Origin of the sequence: Lawsonibacter sp. LCP25S3_E2 (assembly GCF_052117285.1) — a bacterium.
Lineage (GTDB): Bacteria > Bacillota > Clostridia > Oscillospirales > Oscillospiraceae > Lawsonibacter.
Map to the genome: position 1 here is coordinate 86,813 of NZ_JBQKJL010000006.1, position 14,735 is coordinate 101,547.

Consider the following 14,735-nt stretch of genomic DNA (forward strand, 5'->3'; position numbering starts at 1 on the left):
TCCTTTAGAAGCGGAAGTAGAGGAAGGGATTGTAGGTGCCGTCTACCAGGTAGGCCGTGCAGAGCACGAGCCCTCCCAGCACCAGCACCACGCACACCGCCTGGGCTGCCAGCCGGGGGAGCTTGCGGTAAATGCTGACTCCCAGGGGAGTGGAGGCCAGGGCCGCCACTCCCAGAATAGGCAGGTAGCTGGTGAGGTAGTAGCCCAGGTTAGCATTGACCAGGGGTACGCCTCCAAAGCCGAACATGACCTTGAGATATGCAGTGAGGTGGGAGAAGTCCTCGAGGGCGAAGATGGCCCAGCTCACCAGGACGAAAAACATGGTGTAAATATGGCCCACCAGGGCGGGGGCCCGGTCCAGAGCCTTCAGCAGGAAGAACTTCTCGAGCATCAGCAGCACAAAGAAGTACAGTCCCCACAGAAGGTAGTTCCAGCTGGCTCCGTGCCAGATGCCTGTGGCCGCCCATACCACCAAAAGATTGAACATCCAGCGGGGTTTTGAGCAGCGGTTACCCCCCAGAGGGATGTACAGGTACTCCCGGAACCAGGTGCTCAGGGAAATGTGCCAGCGCCGCCAGAATTCGGTGATGCTTTTGGAAATATAGGGGTAGTTGAAGTTGGGCAAAAACTCAAAGCCCAGCATGCGGCCCAGACCCACGGCCATGTCGGAATAGCCGGAGAAGTCAAAGTAGATCTGGAAGGTAAAGGCCAGCACACCCAGCCAGGCACCGGCCACCGTCAGCTCTCCAGGCGCCATGGCCTTGTAGGTGTCCCAGAGCATGCCGACGTTGTTGGCGATGAGCAGCTTTTTGCCCAGACCCACCATAAAGCTCTGCACGCCGGCGGAGAACTTGTCCACGTTGCAGGTGCGCTGGTCGATCTGATCCCCCAGGTCCTTATATTTGATGATAGGACCGGCAATAAGCTGGGGGAAGAGGGTGACGAAGGTGCCGAAGTTGATGATATTGCGCTGGGCCCTGGTGTCTCCCCGGTACACATCAATGGTGTAGCTCATGGTTTGGAAGGTGTAGAAGGAGATGCCGATGGGCAGGTGAATCCCCAGCACGGGCATGAAGGTAAGTCCCATGGACTGGAGAGAACCAGCGATGAAGTCCCAGTATTTGAAGAAGAACAGCAGAGCCAGGTTAAAGAAGATGGAGGAAGCGACCGCCATCCGTGCACCCTTATCGTTGCCGTTGTTCTTACACCGCTCTACCAGAAGTCCGTGGGTGAAGTCGATGGCGGTGGAGAGAAACATGATGGCCACATACTGCTGCTCCCCCCAGTAGTAGAAGAAGAGGGAGGCGCATAGAATGACCAGGTTGCGAAGCTTCCGGGGCACCAGATAATAGACCAGCATGGTAAGCGCCAGGAAGTAAAACAGAAAAATTGGGGTGGAAAAGACCATAGCCCTTCTCCTTTGCGTTAAAATTGGCGGGAAAAAGGGACCGCCGTTCAGGCGGCCCCTTTGATATTACCACATTTGTGGAGGGATTAAAACAGGTTATTAAAGGCGGTGACGATGTCGTCGCAGTTCTCGTGGACCACCATCATCACATAGTTGCCGTTAGAGACCACACGGGAGTTGTTCTTCCACTGCTCGGTGGGGCCGGGATACCAGGCGCCGCCGGGGTTCTCGCCGTCGCCGGCCATGTAGTTGATCCGGGCCTGGAGAATGCCCTTCACGGTGTCCACGTCCTTGCTGTCCTTCACCTGGACCAGGACGAACTCGCCATTGTTCATGGTCATCATGGTGCAGTAGACCAGGCACTGCTCGGTGCTCACCCCGGACAGACCGCTGTAGAGAGAGTCCATGAGAGAGGCGTCGGCCAGCTGGAGGTGAGAGAACTCATAATCGGCCATCATCTGGTCAGCGAAGGCGGTCAAATCCACATTGGAGCTCTGAGAGCCGCTGGAGGAGCTGCCGGAGCCGCTGGAAGAAGAACCGGAGGAGCTGGAGGAGCCGCCGTTATCGGGCTTTTCTTCCTCCACACGGACCCGGACGATGCAGGAGGCAGACAGCCCGGTATTTTCGTCGGTGACGGTGATGGTAGCGCTGCCCTCGCCCACAGCGGTGACCACGCCCTTCTCATCTACGGTAGCGACCTTCTCATCGCTGGAAGCCCAGCTCTGCGCACCGCCGGCGGGCTCCGCCTTGGCCTTCAGCTGCCAAGTGGCCCCGGTCTTAAAGAGGGTAAAGTCGCTCTTGCTCAGGGACAGGGAGCTCTCCGCCACGGGCTCGTCCACCTCTCCGGCGGAGCCGTCAGGGAGGGAGGCGTCGGGCACCTCGTTGGCGTCGGGGTTGGAGCTGTCGGGGAGGAGCAGGCCACCCTGGGAGCTGTCGGAAGAACTGGAGGATCCGGAGGCGCTGGAGGAAGAGGAAGATCCGGAGGAGCTGCTGGAGGTGGAGGAGCTGCCGCTCCCGCCGCCGCAGGCGGACAGCAGGATCAAGGCACAGGCCAGGGCTGCGGCAAAAATACGTCTTTTCATAGTTACAAAACTCCTTTTCTAGGGGCTGTCAATTACAGCGTGATCTTGTATACGCTGGCTTTGACGAATGATTGGGAGGAAAGGTTCCCAAATTTCAAAAATTTTTTATTACTGGGTTTTCCCGAGGAGGTATTATACTGTGCCTGCCCATCCTTGGCAAGAGGATGCGGCTGGAATTCCTTTGGGCAAAGGGACAGTTTTTTTCGTTCCCCCTTGACAGTGGAAGTGATAGGGAGTATAATCCGGATAAACATATGAATAAATGTTCATATATAGAAAGGAAACGGACGGATGAGACGAGAGATTGCCCCCTGCTGCCAGGAGCAGCAGGTCCACCCGGAAGCCCTGGAGAAGGTCCGGTCTCTGCTGCCCCCTGACGAGCGGCTTTATGACCTGGCAGAGCTGTTTAAGATTTTTGGGGACAGCACAAGGCTGAAAATTCTCTACGCCCTGTTGGAAGGGGAGCTGTGCGTGTGTGATCTGGCCGGACTGATGGCCGTCACACAGAGCGCGGTGTCCCATCAGCTGCGGGTGCTGAAAAACAGCAAGCTGGTCAAATTCCGCCGGGAGGGCAAGACCATCTATTACTCTCTGGCAGACAGCCATGTGGAGCGTATTTTAAGTCAGGGTATGGAGCATATAGAGGAGTAAAAAGGAGGGGTAACCATGAAAAAAACCTATAAAATGGAGGACCTGGACTGTGCCAACTGCGCGGCCAAAATGGAGGCGGCCATCCGGAAAATCGATGGCGTTACTGGGGCCAGTGTGAGCTTCATGGCCCAGAAGGTGACCATTGAGGGGGACGACGAGCGCTTTGAGGAGATCCTCAAGGAGGCGGTAAAGGTCTGCAAAAAGGTAGAACCCGACTGCCGCATCCTCATCAAGTAAGGAAGTGACGTAGCGGTGACCGGAAAACAGAAGAAAAATCTCATACGCATTCTTTTGGCAGGGGTACTGCTGGTTGCGGCCAGCCTGATTCCACGGGAGGTATTCCTTCAGCCGACCTGGATGATCCAGTTTGTGGATCCGGGACAGAGTTCCGCTCTCCCGCCCCAGTGGGTCCAGACAGGAGGAACGATCTATTCCTTTCCCCGGCTTTTCCTGTTCCTCATCCCCTATGCCTTAGTGGGTTGGGATGTGCTGTGGAAGGCTTTGCGCAACATCAAAAACGGCCAGGTGTTTGACGAAAACTTCCTCATGTCGGTTGCTACGGTTGGAGCTATGGCCATGGGGGAGTATGCCGAAGGGGTGGCCGTCATGCTCTTTTATCAGGTGGGGGAGCTCTTCCAGAGCGTGGCCGTCCACCGCAGCCGCCGCTCCATTGCCCAGCTCATGGATATCCGCCCGGACAGTGCCAATGTGGAGCGGGCGGGGGAGCTTTGTGAGGTGGACCCGGAGCAGGTCGCGGTGGGGGAGACCATCGTTGTGAAACCGGGGGAGCGGGTCCCCCTGGACGGCAAAGTGCTGGAGGGAAGTTCTGCCCTCAATACCGCCGCCCTCACCGGTGAATCCTTGCCGCGGGACGTGGGACCGGGGGAGGAGGTCATCTCCGGCTGTGTAAACCTGTCCGGAGTGCTGCGGGTGGAAGTGATAAAGCCCTATGGGCAGTCTACTGTGGCCAGAATTTTGGACCTGGTGGAAAACTCCAGCGAGAAAAAGGCAAAGGCCGAGCATTTCATCACCCGCTTTGCCCGGTACTATACTCCTATCGTAGTGTTTGCAGCCCTGGCTTTGGCTGTTGTGCCTTCCCTGGTGGATGGACAGTGGGGAGTGTGGGTGCCTCGCGCCCTTAATTTCCTGGTGGTGTCCTGCCCCTGCGCCCTGGTGATCTCCATCCCCCTGAGCTTCTTCGGAGGACTGGGAGGCGCTTCCCGCCGGGGTGTTTTGGTAAAGGGGAGCAATTACCTGGAGGCTCTGGCCCATGCGAGTGTGGTGGTCTTCGACAAGACGGGGACCCTTACGCGGGGGGAATTCTCCGTGACTCAGGTGAAGACTCTGGCCGGAACAGAGGAGGAGCTTTTGGAGACGGCGGCTCTGGCCGAGCAGTTCTCCACTCATCCCATCGCACGTGCCATCCTGATGGCCTGGGGGAAGGAGCCGAGCCGGGACCGGGTGGAGGACGTGGAGGAGCTGGCTGGCCACGGTGTTCAGGCAAAGGTGGACGGGCAGGAAGTGCTTGCTGGCAGCCGGAAGCTGCTGGAGGAGCATAAAATCTCCCTGCCCGATGCGGAAGAGGAACTGCCTGGTACCGCAGTTCATGTGGCGGCAGAAGGTAAGTATTTGGGATACCTGCTGGTGGCCGACCAGGTAAAGGAAGGGGCTGCCCAGGCTCTTCGGGACCTGAAGAAAGCCGGGGTACGCCAATGCGTCATGCTCACTGGGGACAGTGAGTCGGCCGCCCAGGCGGTGGCCGGGGTACTGGACATTGACCAGGTCTATGCCCGCCTGCTCCCTGGGGACAAGGTGGAGAAGGTGGAGCAGCTGCTCGGCCAGAAGCAGCCGGGAGAGAAGCTCGTTTTTGTGGGGGACGGCATCAATGACGCTCCCGTTCTTACCCGTGCGGACATTGGGGTAGCCATGGGGGCGTTGGGCTCCGACGCGGCCATCGAGGCCGCCGATGTGGTACTCATGGACGACGATCTGAACAAGCTCTCAGTGGCGGTAGCCATCGCCCGAAAGACCATGACCATTGTGAAGGAAAATACCATCTTTGCCATTGGAGTAAAATTCCTGGTGCTGGGACTGTCCGCCGCAGGATTTGCCAATATGTGGGCAGCGGTATTTGCCGATGTAGGGGTGTCAGTGCTGGCCATCCTCAATGCCTCCCGAATGATCGGAGGGAAATAAGAGAAAAAACTCCGCCTCAGGGCTTCCAAGAAGCCTGGGCGGAGTTTTTTTATGGTATTGGGGGAGTGGTAGTGCTTCGAATCCACGCCAGGTACCGGGCACAGCCCTCCTCGTCCTTTAAAGGGTACACAAATCCAAGAGCCGCACCTACCCCGCAGGCGGTACGGTGAAACAGCCCCATAGCGGTGTCTATGGCCCGGCGGAAATGGACGTAGTCCCCATCGGTGTAGGTGCTGACAAAGCAGCGGTAGTCCTCCGTGGACAGCAGATTCTTAAAATATTTGTTAAGCTTGCCGCAAGACAGGGAAAAGTCCGTCTGCACCCCGATGTACCAGCTGAGCATCTGCTCCAGCATGGGCCGGGCCAGCGTGTGGTAGGTGGTCATGGCAAAGGGGAGCTCGTCTCGTGCGATGCCCTTTTCCACATCGCACAGGCACCAGAAAAATTCCTTGCAGCACCCCTGAAAGTGCCGCTGGTCAGGCCGCTTCACATGGAAGTCCTCGTCGCTGGGAGAAGGCAGGTTGGGCAGGCAGCCCACCTTGTCCAACAGGGGGAGAAAAAGCTTGTTGCGCCAGGCGCCCCGCTCCATGGCTCCACGGGTCTCCACCCCCACGTCAATGCGGCTGCCGTCGGCGAAGAGCAAAAGCCAGGAGTAACCCTCCTGGTAATTGCCCTGCAGGCCGAAACGCTCACCATAGCCAAAGGCGTCGTCCTGTTCCTGCATGAGAAGGATCGGGCCAAACTCCTCCAGCCAGGAGGGGTCGGAGCGGAAACTGTCCACCTCAGTGACCACATACATCAGGTCAAAGTCCTGGTAGATATCCTTTGGCACGTTGGGGTTGGTGCGGGAGCCCTTTAAATAAGCGGCCAAAATCCGGGAGTCGGACTGGGCCCGGTGGAGGATGAGCTCCATGATCTCCTGATCGCTGCGCATACGCATCCCTCACTTTACGTTGTTAAGGCCGCGCCCACGGCGGCCATGGGCTGCCGTGGGCGCGCTGGGGTGGATTCCTATTACTGGTGGTTCCGCTTTGCCCGGTTAATGGCGGAGAGGATGGCCCGCAGGGGAGCCAGGTTGATGTTGTGGGACAGACCTACGCCCCAGTACTCCTTGCCGTCCCGCTGGTCTTTGAGCAGGATGTAGGCTACGCCCTGAGAGTCAGAGCCATTGGTAATGGCGTGGGAAGCGTAGTCCAGGAAGGAGAAGCGGGCCATCTTCTCGTCCTTGATGGCGTTAAAGAAGGCATCGATGGGGCCGTTGCCCTCACCGGACACCTTGAAGATGGTGTCGGTGTGCTGGAGAGTGCCCCAGAAGGTGACGTGGGAGTGGCCCTCGCTGTCTACGCTTTCCTGGAAGGCGTGCTTGAGGAGCTTGTAGGGCTCCTTCACATCGATGTACTCCTGGTGGAACAGCTCGTTGATCCGCTCGGGAGCGATCTCCGTGCCCACCTTGTCCGTCTCTACCTGGACAATATGGCCAAACTCCGGGTGCATGGCCTTGGGCAGGTCAAAGCCGAAGTTGTGCTCCATGATGTAGGCGGCGCCGCCCTTGCCGGACTGGGAGTTGATGCGGATAATGGGTTCGTACTCCCGGCCCACGTCGGCGGGGTCGATGGGCAGATAGGGAATTTCCCAATACTCGGTGCCGCTCTCCTTCATATACTGGGTGCCCTTGTTGATGGCGTCCTGGTGGCTGCCGGAGAAGGCGGTAAAGACCAGCTTGCCGGCGTAGGGCTGCCGGTCGCCTACAGGCATCTTGGTGCAGCGCTCGTACATCTCCTTAATCTTGTTGATGTTGGAGAAGTTCAGCTGGGGGTCAATGCCCTGGGTCCACATGTTCATGGCCAGGGTGATCATGTCCACGTTGCCGGTGCGCTCGCCGTTGCCGAAGAGGGTGGCCTCCACCCGGTCGGCGCCCGCCAGCAGTCCCATCTCAGTGGTGGCAACGCCGGTGCCCCGGTCGTTGTGGGGGTGTAGGGAGATGATAGCGCAGTCCCGGCCGGGAATTTTCTTGCAGAAGTACTCCAGCATGTCGGCAAACTGGTTGGGCATGCAGTTCTCCACGGTGGTGGGCAGGTTCAGGATGACCTTCCGCTCCGGGGTGGCGTGGAGGTGGTCCAGCACCGCCTGGCAGATCTCCACAGCGTAGTCCATCTCGGTGCCCATGAAGGACTCGGGAGAGTACTCAAAGCGCAGGTTCATGCCCTCGGCAATGAGAGGCTGGGACATCTCATAGATGAGGTCAGCGGCGTCGGTGGCGATTTTGGTGATGCCATCGGTGTCCATGTGGAAGACCACCTTGCGCTGAAGGGTGGAGGTGGAGTTATAGAAGTGGAGAATGACGTTCTTGGCGCCGCGGATGGCCTCAAAGGTCTTTTTAATGAGGTGCTCCCGAGCCTGGACCAGCACCTGGATGGTCACATCATCGGGGATGTGGCCGCCCTCGATGAGCTCCCGGCAGATCTCATACTCCGTCTCGCTGGCGGAGGGGAAGCCGATCTCGATCTCCTTGACGCCGATGTCGATGAGGGTATGGAAGTACTCCAGCTTTTCATGAAGGTTCATGGGGTCCACCAGGGCCTGGTTTCCGTCACGAAGGTCCACAGAACACCAGATGGGAGCTTTGGTGATGACCTTGTCGGGCCAGGTACGGCCCACGATCTTCTGGGGCTGGAAGGGAATGTACTTTTGATATCCGGGTTTCATAGCGTTTCCTCCTATATGATAAAGTGTATTGTGTGCGTGAAAAAGTCTGATTGGGATAAAAAAAGCCCCTGACGTTTTCACGTCAGGGGCGAAAAAATTTTCGCGGTACCACCCTGGTTCGGCTGACGGTTACCCAGACAGCCCTTTGAAACCTCTAACAAGGTCCTGGTCAATAACGAGACCAACCGTTCCACCCTACTCCACGGGAAAACTCCGGTTTTCTTCAGGCAGACTGCTCAGGGGCCAGTTATCCACGGCGGCTCCACACACCGGCTCGCACCAACCGCCGGCTCTCTGAGTGGGAGACTGTCGTCTTTTTCCCCGTCATCACATTTTCTTAGGAAGTATTGTAGCGAAAAGGATCGCGATTGTCAAGTAGCACATGCAGTTTGCCTAAAAAATTTTTTTGAAAAAGAGGTTGCTTTTCCAGAAAATATGTGATATTATATCAGTTGCGTTTACGAGATTACCCTCAATGGAGAAAGAGGTGAACATAATGAAGGAAGGCCTCCACCCCAACTATGAACAGACCACCATCCGGTGCGCCTGCGGCAACGTGATCGAGACTGGCTCCACCAAGAAGGACATCCGCGTAGAAGTGTGCTCCAAGTGTCACCCCTTCTACACCGGCAAGCAGAAAATGGTGGATACCGGTGGCCGTGTCAGCCGCTTCAACAAGAAGTTCGGTCTGGACAAGTAAGACACTCCCAAAAGCCGCGCCGAGGAATCGGTGCGGCTTTTTGCGTATTTTCCCGGTATTGTCCCCAATTTAGGGGCATAGAATAAGCTGCACCCATATTGCAAGGAGGTATGTCACATGTTTATGTCTGTGGATCCGAAGTCCCTGGATCAGAATGTCTTTTCTCTCATTGGAGATCAGTGGATGCTCATCACCGCCGGTACGGCGGAAGCCTGCAATACCATGACCGCCTCCTGGGGTGGGCTGGGGGTACTCTGGGGAGCACCCGCAGCCACCTGCTATATCCGGCCCCAGCGCTATACCAAGGAGTTTGTGGACCGGGAGGAGTACTTCACCCTCGCGTTTTTCTCTGAGGAGTACCGCAAACAGCTTTCCCTGTGCGGCTCCAAAAGCGGCCGGGAGGCAGACAAGGTAAAGGAGTGTGGCTTCACGGTAAAAACGGCTGCCTGCGGTGCCCCCTACTTTGAGGAGGCCCAGCTGGTTCTGGTGTGCCGCAAGCGCTTTGCCCAGGCAATGGACCCCAACCACATTCCCCAGGAAATCAAGGAGAAGTGGTATCCCCAGGAGGATTACCACACCATGTATATCGGCGAGATCGTCGAGGTTTTGAAAAAGTAAAACAAATCCCCTTTCGAAAAAGCGCAGAACATGCTTTTTCGAATTTTTGGAGGTTTTATGTCCGAGAAGTTCACACAAGAGAAGTATAACCGGGCGGTGCTGGTGGGCCTTAATGCCTTCAGCCTGTCACGGGAGGAGAACGCCACTGAGGAGTCCATGGAGGAACTTTCCGCCCTGCTGGAGACGGCAGGGGGCGAGACGGTGGGGGTCGTCATGCAGTCCAAGGACAGCCCCGATCCCCGCACCTTCATCGGCGAGGGCAAGGTGGCCGAGGTCCGGGATCTGGTTCAGGCTATGGACGCGGACATGGTGATTTTTGACAACAGCCTGTCCCCCTCTCAGCAGCGGGTACTCAGCGAGGAGCTGAAGGTGTCTGTGCTGGACCGCTCCGCACTGATTTTAGATATCTTTGCCCAGCGGGCCCGCACACGGGAGGGGCGGCTCCAGGTAGAGCTGGCCCAGTACAAATATCTGCTGCCCCGGCTTTTAGGTATGTGGAAGCATCTGGAGCGCCAGGAGGGTGCCATCGGTACCCGCGGCCCCGGTGAGACCCAGCTGGAGAGCGACCGGCGGCATATTCACAAGAAAATTTCCAAGCTGGAGGCCGAGTTGAAGGACGTGCGCCGGGTCCGGGCCACCCAGCGGGAGCGGCGTATCAAAAATGAGGTCCCAGTGGTAGCCATTGTGGGCTATACCAATGCGGGCAAGTCCACCCTCCTGAACCATCTGACCGGGGCGGAGATCCCCGCCAACAACCGCCTCTTTGATACCCTGGATACCACCACTCGCACCCTGGAGATTTCCGACACCTGTACCGTGCTCATCTCCGACACGGTGGGCTTTATCCGCAAGCTCCCCCACCACCTGGTGGAGGCCTTCAAGGCCACTTTGGAGGAGCTGGAGTACGCCGACCTTCTCCTCCATGTCATCGATTCCTCCAGCCCCCAGTGGCGGGAACAGGCCGAGGTGGTGGAGCAGCTTATCCACGAGCTGGGAGCCGATCAGACTCCCCGCATCGAGGTTTTCAACAAGTGCGATTTGTGGACCGGGGACATCCGTCCCCACGGAGAGGGCCGGGTATCCATCTCCGCCAAGACCGGGGAGGGAGTGCCCGAGCTCCTGGCCGCCATCGGCCGGGTGCTGGACAACGGTGCCCGGCGGGTCACCATCCACCTGCCCTATGACAAGGGCGGGCTTTTGGAGGCCCTCTATAAAGAGGCCAAGGTGGAAAACGTGGAGTACGGGGAGACCATCGACGTTGTGGCCGTGTGCACACCCAAGATCATCGGACAGTTGGGACCGCTGGTGGAAGGATGGAAGCCTCACAAGGAACCCTGGGAGGACTAGGGCGCAAACATGTTCTGCGGAACATGAGGGCTTTGCCCCTTGCGCCCTTCCAGGGGGAACCAGTTCCCCCTGGATACGGGCCTTCGGCCCGATACCCCCTCCGCTCTCCGAGGGGAGCGAGCAAGGAGAGTGCCGGTATGATATTAGAAACACCGAGATTGACACTGCGTCCCTTTTTGGACCGGGATGCGGAAGATGTCTACGCCTACGCAAAGGACCCCAGAGTGGGCCCGGCAGCGGGCTGGCCGCCCCATACCAGTGTGGAGAATAGTCTGGAGATCATCCGTACCGTCTTTGCCGCTCCCACTGTCTTTGCTCTGGTGGACCGGGAGAGCGGGAAGGTCATCGGTTCGGCCGGCTTTGTGGGCCGGCACCGCACGGAGCTGCCCGGACCGGATGAAGAGCTGGGCTATGCCCTCAGTCCGGAGTTTTGGGGCCGGGGCCTGATGACGGAGGCAGCTTGGGAGCTGATCCGCTGGGGCTTTGAGGAGCTGGGTCTTTGCACCATCTGGTGTAACCACTATGAGGGGAATGAGCGTTCCCGCCGGGTCATTGAAAAGTGTGGCTTTCACCACCAATTTTCCCAGGAGGAAACGGTGGAGCTGATGGGAGAGCGGCGGCTGACCCATTACTATGCCCTAAGCCGGAAGGATTGGGCAGCCAGACAGGCGGTGAAGCAATGACCGAATATTATATTCCCACCCGAGAGGGAGTGGGAGAGCTGGTGGAAAAGCGCTCCCGCTTCCTGGGCCATGTGTGGCGGGTATCCTCGGAGGAAGAAGCCAGGGAAAAGATTGAGGCCACCCGGAAAAAACACTACGACGCCCGACACAATTGCTGGTGTTACATCATCCAGGACGGCCCTACCCGCTACTCCGACGACGGAGAGCCCCAGGGAACCGCCGGACAGCCCATGCTCAACGTGTTCCAGCGGGAGGGCGTGGTCAATGTGTGCTGTGTGGTCACCCGGTACTTTGGAGGGATCCTCCTGGGAGCCGGAGGGCTGGTCCGGGCCTATACCCAAAGTGCCAAAGACGCCCTGGATGCGGCCGGAATCTCGGTGGTGCGCCGGTGGGTGGCCATGGAGGTCCCCTGCACCTATGCCCAGTTTGAACAGGCCCGCCGGACGGTGGAGGCTTTTTCCGGGGTGGTGGAGCAGGTAGACTATGGCGCTGATGTGGTGCTCTCTGCGCTGCTCCCTGAGGAGCGGGCAGGGGAGTTTGCCGCCCATATTTTGGATGCTTCTGCCGGCACGATCGAGGTGCTGGAGGCAGGGGAACAATTTAAGGATGTGCCCCTCCGGGGCCCCGTGAGAGAGTAAACAAACAGGCTGTCATCGCTGGATGACGGCCTGTTTTTGTATTTATTGCATAAATCGAAAACGTTTCCATTATGCGAGTTCAACAATTATCGTCCTTGACGTTGCCAAAACCTGCTGGTAAAATACCGGTGACCATTCAGAAAGGTGGTCCTAAGCGCCCAGGCTGGAGGAGCGATCCGGAGGCCTGTGCGGCGCGTAAATTCTGAAGTAATGGAGGAATCAAGTATGGTACGTGAGATTGAGATCAAGGACGGCTCTCAGGTAGAGAAGATCAACCGGCTGGCTTGCAACACTCCCTTTGAGGTTTGGCTGAGTTCCGGCACTCTTATGCTGGATGCCCGTTCCCTGCTGGGGCTGTTCGCTCTGGTGGGCAAGAAGGCCCTGGTTGTGGCCGAGGATGATGTGAATCCACGGGCATTTAACAAGCTGGTCAATAAGATGGTGTAACCATTGGAAGCGGCTATATGTCCCCCGCTTTTGGGTGACATGGCTGCAGCAAACGACACCCCCGCGTCTCATGGAGACACGGGGGTGTCGTTGTATTATGGAAGATTACAGCAGGTGGAAGTTCACAATGAGCCCGGAGAATACAATGGATACGGTGGACACCAGTTTAATAAGAATGTTCAAGGAAGGGCCAGAGGTGTCTTTGAAGGGGTCGCCCACCGTGTCGCCGATGACAGCGGCCTTGTGCTGGTCGGAGCCCTTCCCGCCGTGGTGGCCGGCTTCGATGTACTTCTTGGCGTTGTCCCAGGCTCCGCCGGCGTTGGACATGAACACCGCCATGGCAAAGCCGCTGACAGATACGCCGCCCAGAAGACCGACCACACCCTCTACAGAGAGAATGAGGCCGGTGAGGATGGGGACGATAATGGCCAGCAGGGAGGGTTTCACCATCTCACGCAGGGCGCCTTTGGTGCACAGGCCTACGCAGGAGGCATAGTCAGGATCGGCCTTGCCGTCCATGATCCCCGCAATCTCTCGGAACTGCCGGCGGACCTCCACCACGATGGACTGGGCGGCCCGCTGCACCGCGCTCATCGTGAAGGCGGCAAAGACGAAGGTGAGCATGGCTCCAATGAACAATCCCACCAGAACGGCGGGGTTGGTGAGAGACAGGTCGGGGGCATGGTCCATCTTGGCCTTGACAATGTCCACATAGCTTACCAGCAGGGCCAAGGCGGTGAGGGCGGCGGAGCCGATGGCAAAGCCTTTGCCGGTAGCGGCGGTGGTGTTGCCCAGAGAATCCAGAGCGTCTGTGCGTTCCCGGACTTCCTTACCCAGACCGGACATTTCGGCAATGCCACCGGCGTTGTCGGCTACGGGGCCGTAGGCGTCGGTAGCCAGGGTGATGCCCAGGGTGGAGAGCATGCCCACAGCGGCGATGCCAATGCCGTAGAGGCCCTTGGAGAAGAGAAGTGTGTAGTTCTCGGAAGCAGTGGTCATGGTGCCTCCGGCGGCCAGGAAAGAGACAATGACCGCTGCGCCTACAATAAGGATAGGAGCGATGGTGGACAGCATGCCCAGGGAAAGGCCTCCGATGATGGTGGTGGCGGCGCCGGTCTCAGTGGCGTCGGCCAAAACCTGGGTAGGCTTATAGGTATCGGAGGTATAGTATTCCGTGAAGTAGCCGATGGCACAGCCGCCAATGAGGCCGCAGAGGATGGCGATATAGACGCCCCAGCTGCCCAGGATGAAGTAGGTGAGGGGGGCGGCGATGATGGCGGCCAGGACGGCGGCGGTATAGGTGCCCTTACGCAGGGTGCCCAGCAGCTCCCGCTGGGAGGCACCTTCGCGGGTGCGGATGAGGAAGGACCCAAAGATGGAACACAGAATGCCCACCACAGCCAGGGCAATGGGCAGCAGCATGGCGCCCCAGCTGTTGTCTGGATAGGCGGCCACACCCAGAGCGAAGGTGGCCAGGATGGAACCCACATAGCTCTCGTAGAGGTCAGCGCCCATACCGGCTACGTCGCCTACGTTGTCGCCCACGTTGTCGGCGATGGTGGCGGGGTTGCGGGGGTCATCCTCCGGGATGCCGGCTTCCACCTTGCCTACCAGGTCCGCGCCTACATCTGCGGCCTTGGTAAAGATGCCGCCGCCTACACGGGCGAAGAGGGCCATAAAGGAGGCACCCATACCGAACATCACCATCGTCTGGGCGATTTTAGCGGCGTCAAAGTGGGCGATGTACTTCAGAATATGGAACCACACAGAGATATCCAGAAGGCCCAGACCCACCACCGTGAAGCCCATGACAGCGCCGGAGGAAAAGGCCACATTGAGACCCTTGTTGAGGCTCTCGCTGGCGGCTTGGGCGGTGCGGGCGTTGGCAGAGGTTGCGATCTTCATACCCACAAAGCCTGCCAGGGCGGAGTAGATGCCGCCGGTGAGAAAGGCGAAGGGGATAAACCAGTTGTCGAGCATCTGGAAGTAGGCCAGGGCCAACAGAATGAGAAAGACCACAAAAAAGACCTTGGCCACGGTGGCGTACTGGTTACGTAAGTAGGCGTTCGCACCTTGGCGAATGGCCGCGGCAATTTTTTTCATGGTGTCGTTCCCCTCAGAGAAGGAGAGGACCCTGCGGCTCTGGAAGAGAGCAAAGAGGAGGGCGGCCAGGGCTCCGGCAAGTCCGATCCAGAAGAATTGATCCATGATTTTACACGCTCCTTACCTATGCAGAAGTGATATTGACCAAATATTTTA

Annotated in this window: 14 protein-coding genes and 1 other annotated feature; of the genes, 9 read left to right on the plus strand and 5 right to left on the minus strand. The window is 58.3% G+C overall.

Annotated elements, in window-relative coordinates; genetic code table 11:
* Positions 1-4: 4 nt before the first annotated feature.
* Both ACTQ3R_RS07255 and ACTQ3R_RS07260 read right to left on the minus strand, forming a co-directional pair.
* A complete protein-coding gene (locus ACTQ3R_RS07255; RefSeq protein ID WP_441778471.1) occupies positions 5-1,408 on the minus strand; it encodes an MBOAT family O-acyltransferase in 1,404 nt (467 codons plus the stop codon).
* An 86-nt stretch (positions 1,409-1,494) separates the two neighbouring features.
* The gene (locus tag ACTQ3R_RS07260) at positions 1,495-2,490 is read right to left on the minus strand and encodes an Ig-like domain-containing protein (protein WP_441778470.1); all 996 of its coding nucleotides are present in this window, start codon (positions 2,488-2,490) and stop codon (positions 1,495-1,497) included.
* 291 nt (positions 2,491-2,781) lie between these two features.
* Here ACTQ3R_RS07260 and ACTQ3R_RS07265 point away from each other — a divergent pair, with 291 nt between their 5' ends.
* From ACTQ3R_RS07265 to ACTQ3R_RS07275, 3 genes are read left to right on the plus strand one after another with little or no spacing between them, the layout of a single operon-like run.
* Positions 2,782-3,141: an ArsR/SmtB family transcription factor gene (locus ACTQ3R_RS07265; RefSeq protein ID WP_441778469.1), complete on the plus strand. Its 360-nt coding sequence runs from the start codon at positions 2,782-2,784 to the stop codon at positions 3,139-3,141.
* A gap of 15 nt (positions 3,142-3,156) precedes the next feature.
* A complete protein-coding gene (locus ACTQ3R_RS07270) occupies positions 3,157-3,378 on the plus strand; it encodes a heavy-metal-associated domain-containing protein (protein ID WP_441778468.1) in 222 nt (73 codons plus the stop codon).
* A gap of 15 nt (positions 3,379-3,393) precedes the next feature.
* Complete coding sequence (locus tag ACTQ3R_RS07275; RefSeq protein ID WP_441778467.1) at positions 3,394-5,337, plus strand: heavy metal translocating P-type ATPase; 1,944 nt, start codon at positions 3,394-3,396, stop codon at positions 5,335-5,337.
* 49 nt (positions 5,338-5,386) lie between these two features.
* On the opposite strand, the gene ACTQ3R_RS07280 is transcribed toward ACTQ3R_RS07275, so the two are convergent.
* A complete protein-coding gene (locus tag ACTQ3R_RS07280; protein ID WP_441778466.1) occupies positions 5,387-6,271 on the minus strand; it encodes an aminoglycoside 6-adenylyltransferase in 885 nt (294 codons plus the stop codon).
* Positions 6,272-6,351: 80 nt separating this feature from the next.
* Complete coding sequence (gene leuA, locus ACTQ3R_RS07285; protein ID WP_441778465.1) at positions 6,352-8,043, minus strand: 2-isopropylmalate synthase; 1,692 nt, start codon at positions 8,041-8,043, stop codon at positions 6,352-6,354.
* Between the two features lie 81 nt (positions 8,044-8,124).
* Positions 8,125-8,380 (minus strand) — a binding site (T-box leader).
* A gap of 159 nt (positions 8,381-8,539) precedes the next feature.
* Here leuA and rpmE point away from each other — a divergent pair.
* The 6 genes from rpmE (at position 8,540) to ACTQ3R_RS07315 (ending at position 12,476) form a co-directional block, all read left to right on the plus strand.
* Positions 8,540-8,743: a 50S ribosomal protein L31 gene (gene rpmE, locus ACTQ3R_RS07290; protein WP_441778464.1), complete on the plus strand. Its 204-nt coding sequence runs from the start codon at positions 8,540-8,542 to the stop codon at positions 8,741-8,743.
* A 117-nt stretch (positions 8,744-8,860) separates the two neighbouring features.
* Complete coding sequence (locus ACTQ3R_RS07295) at positions 8,861-9,361, plus strand: flavin reductase family protein (RefSeq protein ID WP_441778463.1); 501 nt, start codon at positions 8,861-8,863, stop codon at positions 9,359-9,361.
* Positions 9,362-9,418: 57 nt separating this feature from the next.
* Positions 9,419-10,708 (plus strand): GTPase HflX, encoded by a 1,290-nt coding sequence (gene hflX / locus ACTQ3R_RS07300; RefSeq protein WP_441778462.1) that lies wholly within the window; start codon positions 9,419-9,421, stop codon positions 10,706-10,708.
* 137 nt (positions 10,709-10,845) lie between these two features.
* A complete protein-coding gene (locus tag ACTQ3R_RS07305; protein ID WP_441778461.1) occupies positions 10,846-11,391 on the plus strand; it encodes a GNAT family N-acetyltransferase in 546 nt (181 codons plus the stop codon).
* Complete coding sequence (locus ACTQ3R_RS07310; protein WP_441778460.1) at positions 11,388-12,029, plus strand: YigZ family protein; 642 nt, start codon at positions 11,388-11,390, stop codon at positions 12,027-12,029. Before ACTQ3R_RS07305 ends, ACTQ3R_RS07310 begins: the two co-directional genes overlap by 4 nt.
* 225 nt (positions 12,030-12,254) lie before the next feature.
* On the plus strand, positions 12,255-12,476 hold the full coding sequence (locus tag ACTQ3R_RS07315; protein WP_441778459.1) for a hypothetical protein: 222 nt from the start codon (positions 12,255-12,257) through the stop codon (positions 12,474-12,476).
* A gap of 105 nt (positions 12,477-12,581) precedes the next feature.
* Here the strand turns inward: ACTQ3R_RS07315 and ACTQ3R_RS07320 are convergent, their stop codons facing one another.
* Positions 12,582-14,684: a sodium-translocating pyrophosphatase gene (locus ACTQ3R_RS07320; RefSeq protein ID WP_441778458.1), complete on the minus strand. Its 2,103-nt coding sequence runs from the start codon at positions 14,682-14,684 to the stop codon at positions 12,582-12,584.
* Between the last annotated feature and the right edge of the window lie 51 nt (positions 14,685-14,735).

Excerpts from the sequence above, each read along its gene's own strand:
- leuA (WP_441778465.1), bottom strand. The coding sequence starts at position 8,043 with ATGAAACCCGGATATCAAAAGTACATTCCCTTCCAGCCCCAGAAGATC.
- ACTQ3R_RS07280 (WP_441778466.1), bottom strand. The coding sequence starts at position 6,271 with ATGCGCAGCGATCAGGAGATCATGGAGCTCATCCTCCACCGGGCCCAG.
- ACTQ3R_RS07310 (WP_441778460.1), top strand. The coding sequence starts at position 11,388 with ATGACCGAATATTATATTCCCACCCGAGAGGGAGTGGGAGAGCTGGTG.
- rpmE (WP_441778464.1), top strand. The coding sequence starts at position 8,540 with ATGAAGGAAGGCCTCCACCCCAACTATGAACAGACCACCATCCGGTGC.
- ACTQ3R_RS07265 (WP_441778469.1), top strand. The coding sequence starts at position 2,782 with ATGAGACGAGAGATTGCCCCCTGCTGCCAGGAGCAGCAGGTCCACCCG.
- ACTQ3R_RS07315 (WP_441778459.1), top strand. The coding sequence starts at position 12,255 with ATGGTACGTGAGATTGAGATCAAGGACGGCTCTCAGGTAGAGAAGATC.
- ACTQ3R_RS07320 (WP_441778458.1), bottom strand. The coding sequence starts at position 14,684 with ATGGATCAATTCTTCTGGATCGGACTTGCCGGAGCCCTGGCCGCCCTC.
- hflX (WP_441778462.1), top strand. The coding sequence starts at position 9,419 with ATGTCCGAGAAGTTCACACAAGAGAAGTATAACCGGGCGGTGCTGGTG.
- ACTQ3R_RS07260 (WP_441778470.1), bottom strand. The coding sequence starts at position 2,490 with ATGAAAAGACGTATTTTTGCCGCAGCCCTGGCCTGTGCCTTGATCCTG.
- ACTQ3R_RS07270 (WP_441778468.1), top strand. The coding sequence starts at position 3,157 with ATGAAAAAAACCTATAAAATGGAGGACCTGGACTGTGCCAACTGCGCG.
- ACTQ3R_RS07305 (WP_441778461.1), top strand. The coding sequence starts at position 10,846 with ATGATATTAGAAACACCGAGATTGACACTGCGTCCCTTTTTGGACCGG.
- ACTQ3R_RS07255 (WP_441778471.1), bottom strand. The coding sequence starts at position 1,408 with ATGGTCTTTTCCACCCCAATTTTTCTGTTTTACTTCCTGGCGCTTACC.
- ACTQ3R_RS07295 (WP_441778463.1), top strand. The coding sequence starts at position 8,861 with ATGTTTATGTCTGTGGATCCGAAGTCCCTGGATCAGAATGTCTTTTCT.